The organism is Streptomyces sp. NPDC032721 (assembly GCF_055579625.1).
Genome location: NZ_JBVIMX010000023.1, coordinates 1 through 20,399 on the forward strand (window position 1 = coordinate 1; position 20,399 = coordinate 20,399).

General features: G+C 72.3%; 16 protein-coding genes, 1 rRNA gene and 1 pseudogene. 14 read left to right on the forward strand and 4 right to left on the reverse strand.

The window, feature by feature from the left end:
- The 3 genes and pseudogenes from rrf to ACZ5PB_RS35725 all read left to right on the forward strand — a co-directional run.
- Positions 1 to 91: ribosomal RNA gene (rrf, locus tag ACZ5PB_RS35715) — 5S ribosomal RNA — on the forward strand; the annotation flags it as partial.
- Between the two features lie 458 nt (positions 92 to 549).
- Positions 550 to 1,143 (forward strand): annotated as a pseudogene (locus tag ACZ5PB_RS35720) (hypothetical protein); the annotation flags it as partial.
- Positions 1,144 to 1,719: 576 nt separating this feature from the next.
- Entirely contained in the window at positions 1,720 to 2,493 is a 774-nt protein-coding gene (locus ACZ5PB_RS35725; RefSeq protein ID WP_468697232.1) for a tetratricopeptide repeat protein, read from the forward strand.
- Between the two features lie 79 nt (positions 2,494 to 2,572).
- On the opposite strand, the gene ACZ5PB_RS35730 is transcribed toward ACZ5PB_RS35725, so the two are convergent.
- Complete coding sequence (locus tag ACZ5PB_RS35730; protein ID WP_468697065.1) at positions 2,573 to 3,859, reverse strand: DUF1015 family protein; 1,287 nt, start codon at positions 3,857 to 3,859, stop codon at positions 2,573 to 2,575.
- A 70-nt stretch (positions 3,860 to 3,929) separates the two neighbouring features.
- Here ACZ5PB_RS35730 and ACZ5PB_RS35735 point away from each other — a divergent pair, with 70 nt between their 5' ends.
- The gene (locus ACZ5PB_RS35735; RefSeq protein WP_468697067.1) at positions 3,930 to 4,967 is read left to right on the forward strand and encodes an HAD hydrolase-like protein; all 1,038 of its coding nucleotides are present in this window, start codon (positions 3,930 to 3,932) and stop codon (positions 4,965 to 4,967) included.
- 637 nt (positions 4,968 to 5,604) lie between these two features.
- On the opposite strand, the gene ACZ5PB_RS35740 is transcribed toward ACZ5PB_RS35735, so the two are convergent.
- Positions 5,605 to 6,519, reverse strand: a complete 915-nt coding sequence (locus ACZ5PB_RS35740) for a siderophore-interacting protein (RefSeq protein ID WP_468697068.1) — start codon at positions 6,517 to 6,519, stop codon at positions 5,605 to 5,607.
- Between the two features lie 247 nt (positions 6,520 to 6,766).
- Here ACZ5PB_RS35740 and ACZ5PB_RS35745 point away from each other — a divergent pair, with 247 nt between their 5' ends.
- The 3 genes from ACZ5PB_RS35745 (at position 6,767) to ACZ5PB_RS35755 (ending at position 9,749) form a co-directional block, all read left to right on the forward strand.
- A complete protein-coding gene (locus tag ACZ5PB_RS35745; protein WP_468697233.1) occupies positions 6,767 to 7,726 on the forward strand; it encodes a FecCD family ABC transporter permease in 960 nt (319 codons plus the stop codon).
- A gap of 80 nt (positions 7,727 to 7,806) precedes the next feature.
- Positions 7,807 to 8,847 (forward strand): FecCD family ABC transporter permease, encoded by a 1,041-nt coding sequence (locus ACZ5PB_RS35750; RefSeq protein ID WP_468697234.1) that lies wholly within the window; start codon positions 7,807 to 7,809, stop codon positions 8,845 to 8,847.
- 50 nt (positions 8,848 to 8,897) lie between these two features.
- On the forward strand, positions 8,898 to 9,749 hold the full coding sequence (locus ACZ5PB_RS35755; RefSeq protein ID WP_468697069.1) for an ABC transporter ATP-binding protein: 852 nt from the start codon (positions 8,898 to 8,900) through the stop codon (positions 9,747 to 9,749).
- Here the strand turns inward: ACZ5PB_RS35755 and ACZ5PB_RS35760 are convergent.
- Positions 9,746 to 10,096, reverse strand: coding sequence for an SCP2 sterol-binding domain-containing protein (locus ACZ5PB_RS35760; RefSeq protein ID WP_468697070.1), 351 nt, complete (start codon positions 10,094 to 10,096; stop codon positions 9,746 to 9,748). The genes ACZ5PB_RS35755 and ACZ5PB_RS35760 overlap by 4 nt on opposite strands.
- Before the next feature lie 127 nt (positions 10,097 to 10,223).
- On the opposite strand from ACZ5PB_RS35760, the gene ACZ5PB_RS35765 reads away from it, so the two are divergent.
- From ACZ5PB_RS35765 to ACZ5PB_RS35790, 6 genes are all read left to right on the forward strand, one after another.
- Positions 10,224 to 10,490 carry a hypothetical protein gene (locus tag ACZ5PB_RS35765; RefSeq protein WP_468697235.1) on the forward strand — a complete coding sequence of 89 codons (267 nt, stop codon included), beginning with the start codon at positions 10,224 to 10,226 and terminating at the stop codon, positions 10,488 to 10,490.
- A gap of 7 nt (positions 10,491 to 10,497) precedes the next feature.
- Complete coding sequence (locus tag ACZ5PB_RS35770; protein ID WP_468697072.1) at positions 10,498 to 11,313, forward strand: TlyA family RNA methyltransferase; 816 nt, start codon at positions 10,498 to 10,500, stop codon at positions 11,311 to 11,313.
- A gap of 80 nt (positions 11,314 to 11,393) precedes the next feature.
- The gene (locus ACZ5PB_RS35775) at positions 11,394 to 12,299 is read left to right on the forward strand and encodes an NAD kinase (RefSeq protein ID WP_468697236.1); all 906 of its coding nucleotides are present in this window, start codon (positions 11,394 to 11,396) and stop codon (positions 12,297 to 12,299) included.
- A 212-nt stretch (positions 12,300 to 12,511) separates the two neighbouring features.
- The gene (gene recN, locus ACZ5PB_RS35780; RefSeq protein WP_468697074.1) at positions 12,512 to 14,266 is read left to right on the forward strand and encodes a DNA repair protein RecN; all 1,755 of its coding nucleotides are present in this window, start codon (positions 12,512 to 12,514) and stop codon (positions 14,264 to 14,266) included.
- A gap of 53 nt (positions 14,267 to 14,319) precedes the next feature.
- Complete coding sequence (locus ACZ5PB_RS35785; protein ID WP_468697076.1) at positions 14,320 to 15,093, forward strand: hypothetical protein; 774 nt, start codon at positions 14,320 to 14,322, stop codon at positions 15,091 to 15,093.
- Positions 15,094 to 15,337: 244 nt separating this feature from the next.
- Entirely contained in the window at positions 15,338 to 16,489 is a 1,152-nt protein-coding gene (locus ACZ5PB_RS35790) for a glycosyltransferase family 4 protein (protein WP_468697078.1), read from the forward strand.
- Between the two features lie 287 nt (positions 16,490 to 16,776).
- On the opposite strand, the gene ACZ5PB_RS35795 is transcribed toward ACZ5PB_RS35790, so the two are convergent.
- Complete coding sequence (locus ACZ5PB_RS35795) at positions 16,777 to 18,408, reverse strand: PucR family transcriptional regulator (protein WP_468697079.1); 1,632 nt, start codon at positions 18,406 to 18,408, stop codon at positions 16,777 to 16,779.
- Between the two features lie 246 nt (positions 18,409 to 18,654).
- On the opposite strand from ACZ5PB_RS35795, the gene ACZ5PB_RS35800 reads away from it, so the two are divergent.
- The gene (locus ACZ5PB_RS35800; RefSeq protein WP_468697081.1) at positions 18,655 to 20,247 is read left to right on the forward strand and encodes an APC family permease; all 1,593 of its coding nucleotides are present in this window, start codon (positions 18,655 to 18,657) and stop codon (positions 20,245 to 20,247) included.
- The last annotated feature ends 152 nt before the right edge of the window (positions 20,248 to 20,399 follow it).

The following is a 20,399-nucleotide window of genomic DNA, read 5'->3' on the forward strand; positions in this document are numbered from 1 at the left end:
GCCCGGTTACATTCCGAACCCGGAAGCTAAGCCTTTCCGCGCCGATGGTACTGCAGGGGGGACCCTGTGGGAGAGTAGGACGCCGCCGAACAATCTTTCAAAAGGACCCTTGGTCCCAGCGTTCATGCTGGGACCAAGGGTCCTTTTTTGTTTTTCCTGCCCGAAGCGCGTCGGATGGCCGACTGCGCGAGAATGACTGCGTTACCCGAAGACTAGGAGTCACCCATGGCCACCAACTCTCCTGACGATCGTCCGGAGCGCGAGCCGCGTCACCGTGACAGCGGTGACCGGGGCGGTTACCGCGGTGGTCGTGACAACGACCGCGGCCCCCGTCGTGACAACGACCGTGGTGGCTTCCGTCGTGACAACGACCGGCCGAGCGGTGACCGCGGTGGGTTCCGTGGGCGGGACGACCGATCGGGCGGTGACCGTCGTGATGACCGTGGCGGTCGTCCGGCCGGCGGTGGGTACGACCGTGACGGCAACAACTCGTCCGGTGGCGGATTCCGCCGGGACGACAACCGTGGTGGCGGCGATCGTGGCGGGTTCCGTCGCGATGACCGTTCTGGTGGGGACCGTCCGGGTGGGGACCGTGGGGGTTTCCGGCGTGATGACCGTGGTGGTCGTCCCTCCGGTGGTGGCTTCGAGCGGCGTGACGACCGGGGTGGCGACCGTGGTGGGTTCCGTGGGCGTGATGACCGTGGTGGTCGTCCCTCGGGCGGTGGCTTCGAGCGGCGTGACGACAACCGTGGTGGCGGTGACCGCGGTGGGTTCCGTCGGGACGACCGTTCCGGTGGGGACCGTCCGGGTGGGGACCGTGGGGGTTTCCGGCGTGATGACCGTGGTGGTCGTCCGTCCGGTGGTGGCTTCGAGCGGCGCGATGACCGCGGTGGAGACCGTGGTGGGTTCCGCCGGGATGACCGGCCCAGCAGTGGCCCGCGTCGGGACGACCGGCCGAGTGGCGACCGTGGGGGCTTCCGTAGGGACGACAACCGGGGTGGCGGTGACCGTGGCGGGTTCCGTCGCGACGACCGTTCCGGTGGTGGCTTTGAGCGTCGGGACGACCGTGGCGGTGACCGTGGTGGGTTCCGTGGGCGTGATGACCGTGGTGGTCGTCCCTCGGGCGGTGGCTTCGAGCGGCGTGACGACAACCGGGGTGGCGGCGACCGCGGTGGGTTCCGTCGCGATGACCGTTCTGGTGGGGACCGTCCGGGTGGGGACCGTGGGGGTTTCCGGCGTGATGACCGTGGTGGTCGTCCGTCCGGTGGTGGCTTCGAGCGGCGCGATGACCGCGGTGGAGACCGTGGTGGGTTCCGTCGCGACGACCGGCCCAGCAGTGGCCCGCGTCGGGACGAGCGTTCCGGTGGTGGCTTCGAGCGGCGTGATGACCGGGGTGGTGACCGCGGTGGGTTCCGTCGCGACGACCGTTCCGGTGGTGGCTTCGAGCGGCGGGACGACCGGGGTGGCGACCGCGGTGGGTTCCGTGGGCGCGACGACCGTGACCGGGGTGGATACCGTGGGCGCGATGACCGGGGTGGCGACCGTGGGCCCCGTCGGGACGACCGGTCCGGTGGCGGCTTCCGTGGGCGGGACGACCGGGGTGGCGACCGTGGTGGGTTCCGTGGGCGCGATGACCGTGACCGGGAGCCGATCAAGCGGCTGCCGATCCCGGACGACGTCACGGGCCACGAGATCGACCCGGACGTGCGCCAGGAGCTGATGAGCCTGCCCAAGACGCTGGCCGAGGACGTCGCCAGGAACCTGGTGATGGTGGCCAAGCTGATCGACGACGAGCCCGAAGAGGCGTACGCGTACTCGCGCATCGCGCTGCGGCTCGCGTCGCGAGTGGCCGCCGTGCGCGAGGCCGCGGGCTTCGCCGCGTACTCCACTCAGCGGTACACCGAGGCGCTGGCCGAGTTCCGGGCGACGCGTCGGATGACCGGGACCGTCGAGCTGTGGCCCGTCATGGCCGACTGCGAGCGTGGCCTCGGCCGTCCCGAGCGGGCGCTGGCGATGGCCGGCGAGCCCGAGGTGCAGAAGCTGGACAAGGCCGGTCAGGTCGAGATGCGGCTGGTCGCGGCCGGTGCACGGCGGGACATGGGGCAGATCGACGCCTCCATCGTCACGCTGCAGGGACCGGAGCTCGGTTCCAGCTCCGTACAGCCGTGGACTGCTCGGCTGCGTTACGCGTACGCCGACGCCCTGCTGACGGCGGGGCGTGAGGACGAGGCGCGCGAGTGGTTCGCCAAGGCGGTCGAGGCGGACAAGGACGGCAGCACGGACGCTTCCGACCGGCTCGCGGAGCTGGACGGGGTCGAGTTCGTGGACGCGCTGGACAGCGACGACGACGGTGACGGCGACTCGGTCCAGGGTGAGGACATCACCGAGGGCACCCGGGTGGAGGAGCCGGAGTTCGTCGAGGCCGTCGGGGCTGACGGGGCCGACGAGGTTCCCGCGAAGGCCGAGGGTGTTGTCGAGGACGACAAGAGCTGAGTGTGAAAGAGGGCGGCACCCCGGAATTTCGATTCCGGGGTGCCGCCCTCTTTCGTTTGCCGGTCAGTTGATCAGTTGATCAGTTGACCTCAAGGCTGCGCAGGACCAGGCCGGTGGCCGGTTTCGGGCCGAAGGAGGTCGACTTGCGGGGCATGGTGACGCCCTGGCGGGCCAGGTCGCGTACGACTTCCTCGCGTACCGGGTGCATCAGGACGGCCGTGGCGTTATGGCGTTCGGCCTGTTCCACGGCGGCTTCGGTGTCGTGGATGTAGGCGATGTCCTCGGGGGCGTCCGGAGTGTGCCAGACGTGGGCGAGGAGGGTCTCGTGCAGGACGGTCGCGTCCAGAGTGCGCCAGGCCTCCGGGCGGTCGTGGCGGATCGTACGGGCGAGGAGGTCCGGGTCCGGGCGGTCGAGGAGGTGGTACGTGCCGTCGCCGGCGAGGAGGAAGGCGTTGCCGGTGGCCGCGGCTTCGGCCAGGGCTGCCATGGCCTCGGTCAGTGGCGTGCGGAGGTGACGTACGCGGAAGGAATCGCCCACGGCGGCCAGCGCCTCCGACACCGGGAGACGGTGCAGCAGGCGGTGGATCGAGCGGACCTGGAGGGGGTAGCGGCCCGTGTCGACCAGGAGGACCAGGCCGAAGTCCCACGGGGAGCCGGCCGTGGTGTGTTCCTCCTTGAGGCGGAGGTACGTGGCCCAGCGGTGGTGGCCGTCGGCGATCAGGGCCTGGTGGCCGGCGAGGTCCGTGGTGACCCGGGCGATCTCGGCCGGGTCGGTGATCGACCAGAGGCGGTGGTGGAAGCCGTCCTCGGTGGTGGTCGACAGGAGCGGGGGCCGGGCCAGGGCGCGGTCGACGGCGGTGGTGGTGCCGGTGGGGACGCTGTCGCCGCCGCGGTAGGTGAGGAGCAGGGGCTCCAGGTTCGCGGCGGTGGCGCGCATCAGGGCCGCGCGGTCCTCGACGACGTGCGGCATGACGTCCTCGTGGGGGAGGACGATGCCGTCCTCGGGGGAGGACAGGGCGAGCGCACCGATGATTCCGCGCTGGAGGAGGCCGTCGCGGGACTGCTCGTACACGTACAGGGCGGGTTCGGCGTCGGGGGCGAGGACGCCCTCGGCCAGCCAGTTGTGCAGTGTCTGAGCGGCCTGCCGGTGCCGGGCTGCGGCGGTGTCGGCCTGCGGGAGGATCAGCCGGACGATGTTGTACGGATCCGCTGATTCCAGATGGAGCAGACCGTCCGGGCGGACCACGACGTCGTACGGCGGAGAGGTGACGGCGGCCAGACTGCCGACCTGCTCCGGGACATAGCGGAGCCCGCGCAGGGGGACCAGTTGCAGGCCGTGGTCCTCGGACGGTCCAGGTGTGCTCATTGGTGCATCGTAAGACGGGTGGGGAGATGGGTGATGATCGGGGGAGAAGCAGCCGATCGAGGAGATCAGAATGAGCCACCAGCAGCGGACCAGGACCTGTCCGGGCAGCAGTGACAAGGCGCTGAGGGAGGCGTACGACACCGCGCTGTTGGACCTCGACGGGGTGGTGTACGCGGGCGGTGAGGCCATCGCGCACGCGGTGGACGCGCTGGGGGTCGCGCGGGACGGCGGGATGCATCTCGCGTACGTCACCAACAACGCGCTGCGGACGCCGGACGCGGTCGCCGCCCATCTGACGGAGCTGGGGATTCCGACGGAGGCGGGCGATGTGATCACGTCCGCGCAGGCGGTGGCGCGGCTGATCGCCGATCAGGTCCCGCAGGGGTCAAGGGTGTTGGTGATCGGCGGGGAGGGGCTGCGGGTCGCGCTGCGGGAGCGGGGGCTGGTGCCGGTGGACTCGGCGGAGGACGAGCCGGTGGCGGTGGCGCAGGGGTACGGGGGGCCGGACATGCCGTGGGGGCGGTTCGCGGAGGCCTCGTACGCGATCAGGGCGGGGGTGCCGTGGTTCGCGTCGAACACGGATCTGACGATTCCGGGTGCGCGGGGGATCGCGCCGGGGAACGGGGCCGCGGTGGAGGTCGTACGGATCGCTACGGGGGCGGAGCCGCAGGTGGCGGGGAAGCCGTTGCCGCCGATGCACCGGGAGACGATTCTGCGGACCGGGGCGGAGCGGGGGCTGGTGGTCGGAGACCGGCTGGACACCGACATCGAGGGGGCGAATGTGGGCGGGGTGGATTCGCTGCTGGTGCTGACCGGGGTGACGGATGCGGCGCAGCTGCTGGCGGCGGAGGCGAAGTACCGGCCGACGTATGTGGACGCGGATCTGCGGGGGTTGCTGGGCGGGCAGCCTGAAGTGGTGGAGTCGGGTGGGGAGTTCAGGTGTGGGGGGTGGACGGCTTCTGCCCGGGAGGGTGTGTTGGGGCTGGAGGGGGAGGGGGATGTGATGGATGCGTTGAGGGCGATGTGTGGGGTGGCTTGGACGGAGGCGGGGGAGGGGGTTTGTGGGTTGGATGTGGGGGAGGCGTTGAAGAGGGTGGGGTTGGGGTAGTTGGGGTGGGTGTGGCTGCGGACGGTGGTGGTCTGGGGGTGTTGTGCCTACTCACCTTGTGCTGGGGTGCGCCTCGTTGGGGGCGTGGGGCTGTGACATTGTGCGGCTCCGTCGGGCGGGCGCGACCAGCCCTGCTCGCAGGGGTGCCGCGCACCCCCGCGCGGGGGTGCGCCCCGTCAGGGGGGCGGGGAACTGCGCGACCAGCCACGACACACCCGCACCTCCCCCACCTACCCTGGCCGGGCTGCCACCCCGGGGCCCGGGGCGCAGCCCCGGCAACCCACCCACCCCCGCCCGCCCCCACGGGCCCGGGGCCCGGGGCGGAGCCCCGGTTTCGGGAAGGGGCGGGGTGGGGTGAAGCCCCGCGCAGCGGACCACTCGTATGCGGAGCGCGGGGCCAAGGCGGAGCTGGGGCAGGAGCGAGGGTGCGGCTCCGCCGGGGGCCGCCCCCTTGCCCGCCCGTTCCGCCCCCGGGGGGCGGCCCCGCCGCCCAAGAGGGCGGGGGCGTAGGTGCGGCCCCGCCGCCCACGGGAGCGGCGGTATGCCGCGCCGCTCAAGGAGGCGGGCGGCGTAGCGGCTTCGGTGCCCAAGGGGGTGGGGGCGTAGCGGCGGCTTCGGCGTTCAAGGGGGTGGGGGGTTAGGCGGGGTCGTTTTGGGTGAGGAGTTGGTCTTCGGTGGTGTTGGGGCGCCAGTAGCCGGTGAAGCGGATGGCTTTGCGGTCGTAGCCGCGGTCTTGGACGAGGTGGCGGCGGAGGGCTCGTACCGTTGCCGATTCGCCGGCGATCCAGGTGTAGGGGGTGGAAGAGGAGGTGGGGGTGGGGAGGGTGGCTTGGCGGATGGTGTCGAGGAGGGGTTCGGCGGGGTTGCGGACCAGCCAGGTGATGTCGGCGTTCGCCCGGGTGGGGAGGTGCTGGCGGTCGGCCGGGTCCTGGACCTCGATCCAGACCTGGGCGGGCGCGTCCGGCGGGAGGGCGGCCAGGATGCCGGCCAGGGCGGGGAGGGCGGACTCGTCGCCGGCGAGGACGTAGGACGTGGTGCCGGGCGGCGGGCGGAAGTCGTAGCCGCCGTTCTGCGCGCCGATCGGGGCCAGTACGCACAGCTTGTCGCCCGGGCGGGCCGCCTTCGCCCAGCGTGACGCCGGGCCCTCGGCGCCGAGGTGCAGGGCGAAGTCGACGATCAGCTCGTCGGGGTCGCGCAGCAGGTCACGGGTGGTGTACGTCCGCATGATGCCGCGCACCTTCGGGTCGAGCGCGCACCAGTCCGCGTACCAGAGGCCGTCGTCGCCCCTCGGGACGACCGGGGCGTCCTGGCCCGGCTGCGGGAAGAACAGCTTGATGCGCTGGTCGCGGCCCGCCGAACCCATCCGGGAGAGGTCGTCGCCGCCGAGGGCGACCCGGAGCATGCTCGGCGAGAGGCGTTCGGCGCGCAGCACCCGGACGTCGAAGAACTGGTACGGGGCGTCGGTGGCGGGCGGCGGGGTCTCGGCCGGTGCGGTGGCGGAGGCGCAGGAGGTCGACGTGTCTGCGGTGGCGGTCGGCTGTGATGCGGTCATCGGGCGGCCTCTTCGGCTGATCGCGGGGCGGCGGGCCCTCGGTGCGGCGGGCAGCGGGTGCGCGGGCACGGCGAGGAGCGCCGTGGCTGGGCGGCGTAGCTCTCCGTACTGGATTGATTGGAGGGTAGGCTAACCTAACCTGGTGTTGGTCGACAGTCCCCCCGAACCGAGCGTGGAGCCCGGCTCCGCTCCGTCCGCCTCCCGTACCGTCCGTAAACGCAATGCGGTACGAGCCGCTGGCCTGCTGATTTCCCTGGGTGTCCTGGTGCTGGTGGTGCTGCTGAGCATTTCCGTGGGCGCCAAGACCCTGTCGCTCGGCGAGGTGTGGCACGGGCTCGTGCACTACTCCGGCGCCGGTGACGATGTGATCATCCAGGACGTACGGGTGCCCCGTACGCTGCTCGGCGTACTCGTCGGAGCCGCGCTCGGCACGGCCGGGGCGGTGATGCAGGGGCTGACCCGCAACCCCCTCGCCGAGCCCGGCATCCTCGGTGTGAACGCCGGGGCGTCGGCCGCCGTCGTCTCCGCGATCAGCTTCCTGGGCGTCACTTCGCTCACCGGGTACGTGTGGTTCGCGTTCCTCGGGGCCGGTGTGGTGTCCGCGCTGGTGTACCTGCTGGGCGGCAGCCGGGGCGCGACGCCGGTGCGGCTCGCGCTCGCCGGTACGGCGGCCACCGCCGCGCTCTTCGGCTACGTCAACGCCGTACAGCTCCTCGACTCGGCCGCGCTGGAGCGGCTGCGGTTCTGGACCGTGGGGTCGCTGGCCTCGGCGGACATGGCCGTGGTGTCGAAGGTGTGGCCGTTCATCGTGGCGGGGCTCGTGCTGGCGCTGGTCATCGCGCGGCCGCTGAACGCGATGGAGATGGGCGAGGACAGCGCGCGCTCGCTCGGGGTCCACCTGACCCGTACCCGGGTGCTCGCGATGGTCTGCGTGACGCTGCTGTGCGGCGCCGCGACCGCCGCGTGCGGGCCGATCGTCTTCATCGGGCTGATGGTGCCGCACCTGGTGCGGGCCATCACCGGGCCCGACATGCGGTGGATCGTGCCGTACGCCGCCGTGCTCGCGCCCGTACTGCTGCTGGGCTCGGACGTGGTGGGGCGGGTCGTGTCGCGGCCCGCCGAACTCCAGGTCGGGATCGTGACCGCGCTCATCGGCGGGCCCGTCTTCATCCACCTGGTACGCCGTCGTCGGATGGGGCAGCTGTGAGTGTCGGGGGAGCGGTGAAGAGCGAGACCGCGAAGAACGGGACCGCGAAGAGCGGGGAGCGGGGGAGCCGGGGGCCCGCCGTGCGGCGCATCTCGGGGCGGACGATCCGTACCGGCGGCCGGTCCGTGCGGTTCGATCTCCGGACCGTGATCGCTACGGTGGCGCTCGCCGTCGTGGCGCTGGCCGTCGGGATCGTACTCATCGGCAGCGGCGACTTCCCGATGACACCGGGCGAGGTCGTCTCGACGCTGCTCGGCAACGGGGTGCCCGCGCAGGAGTTCATCGTCCAGGACGTACGGCTGCCCCGGGTGCTCACGGCGCTGCTGGTGGGGCTGTCACTCGGACTGTCCGGCGCGATCTTCCAGTCGATCTCAAGGAACCCGCTCGGCAGCCCGGACGTGCTCGGTTTCGGCCAGGGCGCGACGGTCGGGGCGCTGGTCGTGATCGTGCTGTTCCACGGGAACAGCTGGGCGGTCGCGGGAGGTGCGCTGGTCGGCTGTCTGGTGACGGGCGTGCTGGTCTATCTGCTGGCGTGGAAGCGGGGGGTGCACGGCTACCGGCTGGTGCTCGTGGGCATCGGAGCCGCCGCGATGCTGACCGCCGTCATGCAGTACCTGCTGACCAAGGCCAGTCTGGTCGACGCGACGCAGGCGATGCTGTGGATCACCGGCACGATGGACGGGCGGGGCTGGGAGCAGGTCGTACCGCTGGCCGCCGTCTGTGCCGTACTGGTTCCACTGGTGCTCGGGCACGGGCGGGCGCTGCGGATGATGGAGATGGGCGACGACGCGGCGTACGCGCTGGGCGTGCCGGTCGAGCGGACGCGGGTGGTGCTCCTGCTGAGCGCCGTACTCCTCATGGGGGTGGCGACCTCGGCGGCGGGGCCCATCGCGTTCGTGGCGCTGAGCGCGCCGCAGCTCGCGCGGCGGGTGACCAGGGCGCCGGGGCCGAACCTGCTGCCCTCGGCGCTGATGGGTGCCGGGCTGCTGGTGGTCGCGGACTGGGCGGCCCAGCAGGCGTTCGGGGAGCGGCAGCTGCCGGTGGGTGTGGTGACCGGGGTGGTGGGCGGCTGCTATCTGCTGTGGCTGCTGGTGACGGAGCGTAAGGCGGGACGGATATGAAGAGCGGCAAGAGCCCGAACGGCAGCAGGAACGGCAGGAGTACGACCCCCATGGCCCAGCCCAAGTCCCAGCCCCGGTCCCAGGCCCAGCAGGGCTTGTCCCAGCGGCTCGTCGCGGAGGGCGTGACGCTCGGATACGACGAGCGGGTCATCGCCGAGAACCTCTCGGTCGAGATCCCGGACCACTCCTTCACGGTCATCGTGGGCCCCAACGCGTGCGGCAAGTCGACGCTGCTGCGCGCCCTGTCGCGGATGCTGAAGCCGTCGCAGGGGCGGGTGCTGCTCGACGGGCAGGCCATCGGGTCGATGCCCGCGAAGAAGGTCGCCAGAACGCTCGGGCTGCTGCCTCAGTCGTCGGTGGCACCCGACGGGATCACCGTCGCCGACCTGGTGGCGCGCGGGCGCTACCCGCACCAGGGGCTGCTGCGGCAGTGGTCGCCCGAGGACGAGCGGATCGTCGAGGAGTCGATGGCCTCGACCGGCGTCGGCGAGCTGGGCGAACGGTACGTGGACGAACTGTCCGGCGGGCAGCGGCAACGGGTGTGGATCGCGATGGCGCTCGCCCAGCAGACGCCGCTGCTGCTGCTCGACGAGCCGACCACCTTCCTCGACATCCAACACCAGATAGACGTGCTCGACCTGTGCGCGGAGCTGCACGAGACGCAGGGGCGCACCCTGGTCGCCGTACTGCACGACCTGAATCACGCGGCGCGGTACGCCACGCACCTGATCGCCATGCGGGACGGGAACGTCGTGGCCGAGGGGGCGCCGTCCGACATCGTCACGGCGGATCTGGTCGAGCGGGTCTTCGGGCTGAAGTGCCAGGTCATCGACGATCCGGAGACCGGGACTCCGCTGGTGGTACCGGCTGCGCGCAAGGCCAGGACCGGTGCCGCCGTCTAGAGCAGCTTCCTGAGGTGCAGGAGGTCGCGGAAACCGGCCTCCAGACGCACCCGGCCGGAGGCCCAGGCCTTCGCGAAGTTCAGCTCGCCGTCGACCATCGCGACCAGATCGTCGCCGGTCATCGCCAGACGGATCTGGGCACGCTCGCGGGGCGGTCCCGGCCGGGTGTCCGCCACCGTGATCCGGCCGTCCGCGAGACGGCCGGTGAAGGTCGTGTCGAGGTCCGTGATGTGGCAGCTGAGTGAGCGGTCGAACCCCGCGACGCTGCGCACGCCGTCGTGTTCGGAACCGCTGAGATTGTCCGAGAGCTTGTCGAGTGCCGCGCGGCACTCCTCCATGGTCGCCATCAACGCCGACCGTACCTCAGGGCTTCGCGGTAGCGTCATGACCATGGATGTCGAGGAATCAGAGGCAGCCGGAGCAGCCGGTACCGACGGAGGCGACGGGGGCGACAGGACCCACCGCGCCTCCGGCATGGTGGCGTACGACCCGGCCGCACCCGCCCCGCTCGGGGCCGAGCGCGGCTCCACCGGGAACGCCGAGGTGGACGCCCGGCTGGAGCGTCTTTCGGACGTCGACCACCTCACGGCGGACGGACACATCGAGGTGTACGAGGATGTACACCGGGGGCTGCGCGAAACGCTGACCGCGCTCGACGCACGCCCGGTACCTCCGGCGCCCTCCACCGCCCCGGCGACCTCACCGTCGTCACCGCCCACCCCGTACGACCTCAGGAGCTGAACGAGAAGTGGCAGGAGTGGCACGCCGCCGCCTGGATGCCGAGCTGGTCCGCCGGAAGCTCGCCCGCTCGCGGGAGCACGCGAGCCAGCTGATCGCCGCCGGCCGGGTCAAGGTCGCCGGAGCGGTGGCGACCAAGGCCGCGACCCAGGTCGAGACGGCCGCCGCCCTGGTGGTGCTCAAGGACGACGACGACCCCGACTACGTCTCGCGCGGCGGGCACAAGCTGGCCGGAGCGCTGGCCGCCTTCACCCCGCACGGGCTCAAGGTCGAGGGACGGCGCGCGCTGGACGCCGGAGCCTCCACCGGCGGCTTCACGGACGTCCTGCTGCGGGCCGGGGCCGGACACGTGGTCGCCGTCGACGTCGGCTACGGACAGCTCGCCTGGTCGCTGCAGTCCGACGAGCGGGTCACCGTCAAGGACCGTACGAACGTCCGCGAGATGACCCTGGAGATGATCGACGGAGTACCGGTCGACATCGTCGTCGGCGATCTGTCGTTCATCCCTCTGGGTCTCGTGCTGCCCGCGCTGGCGCGCTGCGCGGCACCCGACGCCGATCTGGTGCTGATGGTGAAGCCGCAGTTCGAGGTGGGCAAGGAGCGCCTCGGCAGCGGGGGAGTGGTGCGCAGCCCCGAACTTCGGGCGGATGCCGTGCGGAACGTGGCACGGCAGGCGTGGGGGCTCGGACTCGGAGTGCAGGGCGTGACGGCCAGCCCGCTGCCCGGGCCCTCCGGAAATGTCGAGTACTTTCTGTGGCTCCGGGCGGGGGCACCCGAACTCGACCCGGCGGACGTTGACCGTGCAGTGGCGGAGGGGCCGCGTTGACAACGACAGGGACGACCAACGGAACGACCGAGGGAACGCCGGACACCGCTCCGGCTCCCGCGCCCGCCGCGTCGCGGGTGCTGGAACCGGCCGCGGAACGCACCGTGTTCCTCCTCGCGCACACGGGGCGGCCCGCTGCGATCCGCAGCGCCGAACTCGTCGTCGAGGGGCTCCTCAAGAGCGGCCTCGGCGTACGCCTGCTGGAGTCGGAGGCGGTCGATCTGCCGCTGCCGTCGTCCGTGGAGACGGTCGTGGAGGCCACCCCGGACGTGCTCGACGGCTGTGAGCTGCTGATCGTCCTGGGCGGTGACGGCACCCTGCTGCGCGGTGCGGACATCGCCCGCGCCTCCGGCGTACCCATGCTCGGCGTCAACCTGGGGCGGGTCGGCTTCCTCGCCGAGGCCGAGCGGGACGACCTCGACAAGGTCGTGGACCGCGTCGTCACCAAGGCGTACGAGGTCGAGGAGCGGATGACCCTCGACGTACTGGTGCACGACAACGGCAGCGTCGTGCACCGGGACTGGGCGCTCAACGAGGCAGCCGTGCAGAAGGTGTCGCCGGAGCGGATGCTGGAGGTCGTGCTGGAGATCGACGGGCGACCGGTCACCGGCTTCGGCTGCGACGGCATCGTCTGCGCGACGCCGACCGGCTCCACCGCGTACGCCTTCTCGGCCGGCGGGCCCGTGGTCTGGCCCGAGGTGGAGGCGCTGCTGATGGTGCCGATCAGTGCGCACGCGCTGTTCGCGAAGCCGCTGGTGACCTCGCCGACGTCGGTGCTGGCCGTCGAGGTACAGCCGCACACCCCCAACGGGGTCCTGTGGTGCGACGGCCGCCGCACCGTCGAACTTCCTTCCGGGGCGCGGGTGGAGGTGCGCCGGGGCGAGGTGCCCGTACGGCTGGCCAGGCTGCACCACGCGTCGTTCACGGACCGTCTGGTCGCCAAGTTCGCCCTCCCTGTGTCGGGGTGGCGCGGGGCACCGCACTGACCCCACGTTGAGTCTTCACCGTATTCACCGAGTTTTCGTGCGATCAACGGGACGACCGCCGTGTCACCCACTTTGACGGCCGGCGGGCGGCCGCCGCCATGCGGTCCGCCGCAGGATTGGACTGCGGTTTTCCGCAGGTTTCGGCGGCTTGCGGAGCGTGCGGCGGGTGTGCGGCGGACGGGGGCCGTCGCACACCGCCCTCCCGACCTCGTATGGTCGTGTCCGTGTTGGAGGAGATGCGGATACGGTCGCTCGGAGTCATCGACGACGCTGTCGTCGAGCTGTCACCCGGCTTCACGGCGGTGACCGGCGAGACCGGAGCGGGCAAGACCATGGTCGTCACCAGTCTCGGGCTGCTGCTCGGAGGCCGGGCCGACCCTGCCCTGGTACGGCTCGGAGCCAAGGCGGCGGTGGTGGAGGGGCGGCTCACGGTGCGCCCCGGCGACCCCGCTGCCCTGCGGGCGGAAGAGGCCGGGGCGGAACTCGACGACGGAGCGCTGCTCATCAGCAGGACGGTTTCTGCCGAGGGGCGTTCGCGCGCCCACCTCGGCGGGCGGTCCGTGCCGGTGGGAGTGCTCACGGAGCTCGCGGACGACCTCGTCGCCGTGCACGGGCAGACCGACCAGCAGGGGCTGCTGCGGCCGTCCCGGCAGCGGCAGGCACTGGACCGGTACGCGGGCGACGCCGTGGCCGTGCCGTACGCCAAGTACACGACCGCCTACCGCCGCCTGAAGGCGGTCACCGCCGAGCTGGAGACGATCACCACGCGCGCGCGTGAGCGGGCCCAGGAGGCCGATCTGCTGCGCTTCGGTCTGGAGGAGATCGCCGCCGTCGAGCCCCTGCCGGGCGAGGACGCGGAGCTCGCCACGGAGGCCGAGCGGCTCGGGCACGCCGAGGCCCTGGCCTCCGCCGCCGCCCTGGCGCACGCCGCCCTCGCGGGCAACCCCGAGGACCCCGAGGGCGTCGACGCCAGCACCCTGGTGGCCGGGGCGCACCGCGCGGTCGACGCCGTCCGTGCGCACGACCCCGCACTCGGCTCCCTCGCCGAGCGCATCGGCGAGATCGGCATCCTGCTCGGCGACGTGGCGGGCGAGCTCGCCGGGTACGCCGACAACCTGGACGCGGACCCGCTGCGGCTGGCCGTCGTCGAGGAGCGCAGGGCGGCCCTCACCCAGCTCACCAGGAAGTACGGCGGGTACGAGGGCGGCACGGACGCCGTGCTCACCTGGGCGCAGGAGGGCGCGGCCCGGCTCACCGAGCTGGACGGCGACGACGACCGGATCGGCGAGCTCACCTCCGAGCGGGACGTGCTGCGCGAGGAACTGTCCGGTCTGGCGCAGGCGTTGACCGACGCCCGCACCGAGGCCGCCGCCCGGTTCGCGGACGCCGTGACCGAGGAGCTGGCCTCGCTCGCCATGCCCCACGGGCGCGTGTCCATCGACATCCGGCAGACCGAGGACCCGGAGCGGGGCATCGAGGTGGGCGGCCGGCTCGTCGCGTACCACTCCTCCGGTGCCGACGAGGTCGAGCTGCTGCTGGCCCCGCACCCCGGCGCGCACCCCCGCCCCATCGGCAAGGGCGCGTCCGGCGGTGAGCTCTCGCGCGTGATGCTCGCGGTGGAGGTCGTCTTCGCCGGGTCCGACCCCGTTCCCACGTACCTCTTCGACGAGGTCGACGCGGGCGTCGGCGGCAAGGCGGCCGTCGAGGTCGGGCGGCGGCTCGCGAAGCTGGCCAGGTCGGCCCAGGTCGTCGTGGTGACGCACCTGCCGCAGGTGGCGGCGTTCGCGGACCGGCAGCTGCTCGTCGAGAAGACCAACGACGGTTCCGTCACCAGGAGCGGTGTGACCGTGCTGGAGGGCGAGGACCGGGTGCGGGAGCTCTCGCGGATGCTGGCGGGCCAGGAGGACTCGGAGACGGCCCGGGCGCACGCGGAGGAGCTCCTGGCCACTGCCCGGGCGGATGTTTAACGGGGCAACAGCGCAGAAGCGGCAGCGGATTCGGCAGTGCATACAGTGGGGTCATGATCGCTAAAGGGCGGGTGGCCGGTTTCCTGGGGGCTGTGGGAGCCACGCTGTGCATACGACAGGGCATGCGGCGGTGGCCGCCCGGGGAGGCCGCCCTGTGGGAGCGGAAGAACTTCGCGGGCGAGGTCGTCGACCTCTACGCAGGACCGGCCACCGCGGTCGGCACCGCGGCGGCCGTCGCCGCCTCCCCGGCCGTCCCCGTACGGGCCCGGACGGCGGCCGTGCTCGCCGTCCTCGCGGCCGGGGGCTGCGGCGCGTACGACGACATGGCGGGCAGGAACGATCCGCGCCGCGGTTTCCGCGCGCACCTGACCGCCCTGCGGCACGGCGAAGTCACCAGCGGCACGGTCAAACTCCTGGGCATCGGCGCGGCCGGGCTCGCCGCCGGTGCGCTGCTCAGGGAACGGCCCCTCGACAAGGTCCTCGCGGGCGTGGTCGTCTCGGGGACCGCGCACCTGGTGAATCTGGTGGACGTACGGCCCGGCAGGGCGGCCGGGACGGTTCTCGCACTCGGGGCGGCGGGCGTCGTGCGGGGCGGTCCCGCGGGGGTGCTCGCGGCTGCGGCGGTGGGTTCCGCCTCGGCCGTACTGGAGGACGACCTCGCGCGGCGCACCATGCTCGGCGACACCGGGGCGCACGCGCTCGGTGCCGGGGTGGGCGCGGCGATGGCTGCCGGGGGAGGACGTGCCGGGCTGGTCCTGCACGCCGCCGTGATGGTCGCAGCGGCCGCCTGCGGTGACAGGGTCAGCCGGCTGGCGGGAGCGTCCTGAGCGGCGATCACTCGTGCGGGTGGTAGCAGGCATGAAGTCGGCGGACAGGGGCACTTGTGGTGCCTCAACTGTCCTCGGGGCTGGCATCCTTGGCGCCGTAACGCGCACCAGTGCAGCACAAGAGCGGCAAGAATCGCAGCGGAAGTGCCCCGAACGGGGCACCCCTGTGCCCGGGCATCTGCTACAAGTGCCCTTTCCCTGTGCAGAGTTGCGCGCCGACGACCACTCAGGAGCACCCACCACAGTGAGCAGCAGCCCAGCCCCGCCGTACGGACAGTCGCAACTGAGCGCCGTCCAGGTGCTCGGCGGAGGCAGTGCGGGCAGCAGCGCGCACGTCAGGTCGTTGACCGCAGGACTCGTCGCACGGGGCGTGCGGGTCACCGTGTGCGCCCCGGCCGAGCTGGAGAGCGCGTACCGCTTCGCCGAGGCGGGTGCCGAGGTGGTGAGTGTGCCCCGGCGCAGTGATCCGGTGTCGGTGGCCGTGCTGCGGGCGGCTTGTGCGAGGGCGGACATCGTTCATGCGCACGGGCTGCATGCCGCGGTGCGGACGGCGTGCGCACTGGGGGGTGTGGGGGGATTCGGCGGCCTGGGCGGCCGGGCCCGGGCCAAGGGGCGCGTGCCGCTCGTCGTCACCTGGCACACCCGGGCGTACGCGGAGGGCGCGCGCAGCCATGTCGTACGGCTGATGGAACGGCGGGCGGCGCGGTCCGCGTCGGTCGTCCTCGGTACGTCGTCGGACCTGGTCGACCGGGCCCGCAGCAGGGGGGCGCGCGACGCCCGGCTCGCGCCGGTGACGGTGCCCGCGCCCCGGCCGTCCGAGGACTTCCACGAGAGCAAGGCGCGGGCCGAGCTGGGGGCGGTGGAGCGGCCCTTGCTGATGGCGGTCGGCAGTCTGGTTCCGCACCGGGGGTACGACGTCCTGCTGGACGCCTCCCGGGTCTGGCGGGACCTCGATCCGGCACCGCTGCTCACCATCGCGGGGGAGGGGCAGGAGCGGGCCGCGCTCCAGCGGCGCATCGAGGCGGAGGACCTGCCCGTCCAGCTGCTCGGGCGGCGGGACGACATCGCCGAGCTGCTGGCCGCCGCGGATGTCGCGGTGCTGCCCAGCCGGTGGGAGGCGCGGTCGGTGCTGGCGCAGGAGGCGCTGCGGGCCGGGGTGCCGCTGGTGGCGACCGCGGTCGGGGGGATTCCGGAACTGGTGGGGGACGCAGCGGAGTTCGTGCCGTACGGGGACGCGGGGGCGCTGGCGCGGGCGGTGGTGGGGTTGCTGGGGGATCCCGGGCGGCGGGAGCGGCTTGCGGAGGCGGGGGTTCGGCAGGCGGGGACGTGGCCTACGGAGGATGAGACGGTGGCTCAGGTGCTCAGTGTCTACGACGAGTTGACGGGGCAGGTCTAGGGCTGGGTGTGGCTGGGGCGGGTCGGGATGGGGCGGGTCGGGGTGGGGGCCGCTGCGCGGGGCCTTCTCCCCGCCCCGCCCCTTCCCGAAACTGGGGCGCTGCCCCAGACCCCGCGGTGCGGGTGGGTGGGGGTTGGGTGGGTCGGGGTGGGTGGGGATCAGCGAGTTGAGTGTGGCTGGTCGCGCAGTTCCTCGCGCCCCTGAGTGGGTGCCGCCGGTGGTTGTGTGCGGGTGGGGTGTGGTTGGGTGCGCGGTTCGTCGTGTCCCTCGGGGCGCGTTCGCCCGGGTTACGACGTGTGGCGGCGGGCTCTTAGGGCCAGGCTTAGGGCCAGGACTGTTTGGGGGTCGTCCAGGTCTGTTCCCAGGAGCTCCGAGATGCGGGCCAGGCGGTTGTAGAGGGTCTGGCGGTTGAGGTGGAGTTCGCGGGCCGTTTCGGCCTTGCGGCCGGCGTGTGCCAGGTAGGTCTCCAGGGTGGGCAGGAGCGGGGGGCGCGACGTGCGGTCGTGGTCGCGGAGGGGGCCGATCGCGCGGTCCACGAAGGCGGCCAGGTCCGGGTGGTCGCGCAGGCGCCACAGGAGGAGGTCGATGTCGAGGCGGCGGGCGTCGTACCAGGGGCGGTCGTGCAGTCCCTGGGCGGCGGTCGCCGTTTCGGCGGCGTGGCGCAGGCTCGCGGAGGCGGCCGCCCAGCCGCCCGCCACGCCGACGACCACGACCGGGGGGTGGGCGCCGGCCCGGCCCAGTCCGGCGCGCTCCACGCCCGCCCGCAGGGCCGCGGCGACCCGGTCGGCGACCGCCGTGCGCTCCGACTCCGTACGCAGGCCGAGGAGCAGCGGAACCCGGCCCTCCACCGGTCGTACGCCCAGCAGCACCGGCACCCCCACGGACGCCAGCTCCTCCAGCACGGCCCGTGCCAGCACCGACCAGTTCCCGGACGGGGCCAGTTCGGCGGCCAGCCGCATCACGACGGGCAGCAGCGGCCCCTCGCCCGGCTTGAAGCCCAGCACGCGCGCCTGGGCGGGCGCGTCCTCGGCGGAGATGCGGCCCTGGGCGAGGTCGGTGAGGAAGTCGCCACGCCCGCGTGCCGCGAGTTCTTCCTCCTGGCGCGCCTGCATCAGTACGACCGCGAGGATGCCGGCCGCGCGTTCGGCGGCGATCCGGTGCACGGGGAGGAGGGGCGTCTCGACTCCCAGGAGGACCAGACGGGCCCGTACGGAACCGGCGCCGTGCCCGCCGCCCGGCACGTCCACCACGGTCCCGTTCGCGGGCGGCCCCGACTCGCGTGCCTCGCGCTGGCCGCGCAGCCCTTCCCAGACCTGGAGCGGGTCGGCGCCCTTGTCGTCGGCGGTCGAGGGCCCGGCCGCGTACAGCAGCTGCCCGTCGGCGGTCTCCAGGAACACCGGGTTGGCCGCGAAGTCCGCCAGGATGCCGAGCACTTGTGGCACCCCGCCCCCGCCGAGCAGCGCCTCCGTACAGCGGCGGTGCACCTCCTCGGCCCGCCGCAGCAGGGTGTAGTGCCCGTTGACGATCTCGGTGTGCACCTCTTCGGTCACCGAGACGAAGGGCACCTCACGGTGCAGCTGGACCAGCGGCAGACCGGCCGCCCGCGCGGTCTCCACCAGCGTGGACGGCAGCCGGCTGAAGCGCGGCCCCAGCTCCACCACGAGGGCCGCGATACCCCGGTCCGCCAGCCTGCGGACGAAGGCCCGCTGTTCGGCGGGGCGGGTACCCAGGCCCAGGCCGGTGGTCAGCAGCAGCTCGCCGCCCTTGAGCAGGGAGGCGATGTTGGGGACCTCTCCGGCGTGCACCCAGCGCACCGTCCGCTGGAGCCGGTCCGCGCCCGCCACCACTTCCGGCAGCCCGCTGCGGAGTCCCGGCAGTTCAAGCGCCCTTTGCACGGTGATTCCGCCCTGCGTGTCCATGAAGCGGGACGGTACCCGGGCGCATGTTTCCAGAACATCACCCGCCGGTCACGGGGTGGGTCCGCAGCCCGGTTGCCCCGACAACTCGTCGTGTTCGCAGGTGATTTGTGCGACCTCCTGTCCGTTGTGGCGTACGTCACTCGCGAAGAGACTGCCCCCGCACCAGCAGAACGTGACAGGTCCACGATCAAAACCCCAGCAGAAGCGTCCGCCTGAACACCTGGGCACAACAGGAAAGAGCGCGGCATGGCCGACAGCGCAGCCGGTGACCGCACCGCGGTGACCGCACCGGAATCATCCGCTCCACCCGTGCACCGTCTGAAGGCGAACTCCGTGGGTCTCCTCGGAGTCGTCTTCATGGCGGTCGCCACCGCCGCCCCGATCACCGCGATGACCGGCAACCTCCCCATCGCCGTCGGCTTCGGCAACGGCACCGGCGCCCCCGCCGGATACCTCTTCGCGACCCTCGTCCTGACCGTCTTCTCGGTCGGCTATGTGGCCATGGCCAAGCGCATCACGGTCGCCGGGGCCTTCTACGGCTACATCTCGCACGGCCTCGGCCGGATCGCCGGCATGGCCTCCGGAATGCTCGCGGTCCTCGCGTACGTCGTCTTCGAGGCGTCCATCGTCGGGATCTTCGCCTACTTCGCACAGACCACGGTCGCCGCCCAGCTCGGCCTCGACCTCCCCTGGATCGTGTACGCGGCGCTGATGCTCGCCGTCACCGCGGTCCTCTCGTACTTCGACATCAACCTCACCGCCAAGGCGCTCGGCGTGATGCTCGTCGGCGAGATCGCCGTGCTCTTCGCGGTGGCCACGGCCGTCCTGCTCGCGGGCGGCGGCCCCGACGGCATTCCCGTCGAACCGATCAACCCGCTCAACGCCTTCAGCGGGACCTCCGCCGGGCTCGGCCTCTTCTTCGCCTTCTGGTCGTGGGTCGGTTTCGAATCGACCGCGATGTACGGAGAGGAGTCGCGCAACCCCAAGAAGGTCATCCCGCGCGCCACTCTGATCTCGGTGATCGGCGTCGGCCTCTTCTACATCTACGTCTCCTGGATGACCATCGCGGGCAACGGCCTCGAAGGCGCCGTCAAGGTCTCCGGCTCGGCCAGCCCGCTCGACCTGTTCTTCGACCCGACCCGCAGCTTCATCGGCGGCTGGGCGGTCAGCGCCTTCCAGTGGCTGCTGCTGACGGGCTCGTTCGCCTGCGGGATGGCCTTCCACCAGTGCGCCTCGCGCTATCTGTACGCGATCGGCCGCGAGGGATTCCTGCATCCGGCGCTCGGCCGTACGCACGCCAGGCACGGCTCGCCCTACCTCGCCAGCTACGTCCAGTCGGCGATCGCCGTCGTCCTGGTCGGCGCCTTCTGGCTGACCGGCGAGGACCCGTACATCCACCTCTACACGCTCCTCGCCATCCTCGGCACGATGGCGATCCTGATCGTCCAGACCCTGTGCTCCTTCGCGGTGATCGGCTACTTCCGGAAGAACCACCCGGAGGACCGGCACTGGTTCAGGACCTTCACCGCACCGCTGCTCGGCGGGATCGGCATGATCGCCGTCGTCGTACTGCTGGTCATGAACATGGAGACGGCGGCCGGACTGGCCGCCGACTCGCTCTTCTTCGCGCTGATCCCGTGGATCGTCGGCGTCGTCTTCTTCGGCGGCCTGGGCCTCGGCTTCTACCTGCGCGCCAAGCGGCCCGAACGGTACGCGGTGATCGGCCGGATCGTCCTGGAGGACGCCACCGAACGCGCCGACGAACCGGACCCGCAGAGCCCGGACCCGCAGGGCCCGGACCCGCAGGACCCTTCGTCGGTGCGGACCACCGCCGTCTGACCCGCCCCGGGGGGGGGGGGGGGGGGGGGGGGGGGGTGTTTTTTTTTTTTCCCCCCCCCCCCCCCGATGGGGGGCTGGCGCAGCAATGCGCTGTTCCCAACCCATACCCCCCACACCACTCCACCCACCCCCCCACCCCCGCACCCCCCCTC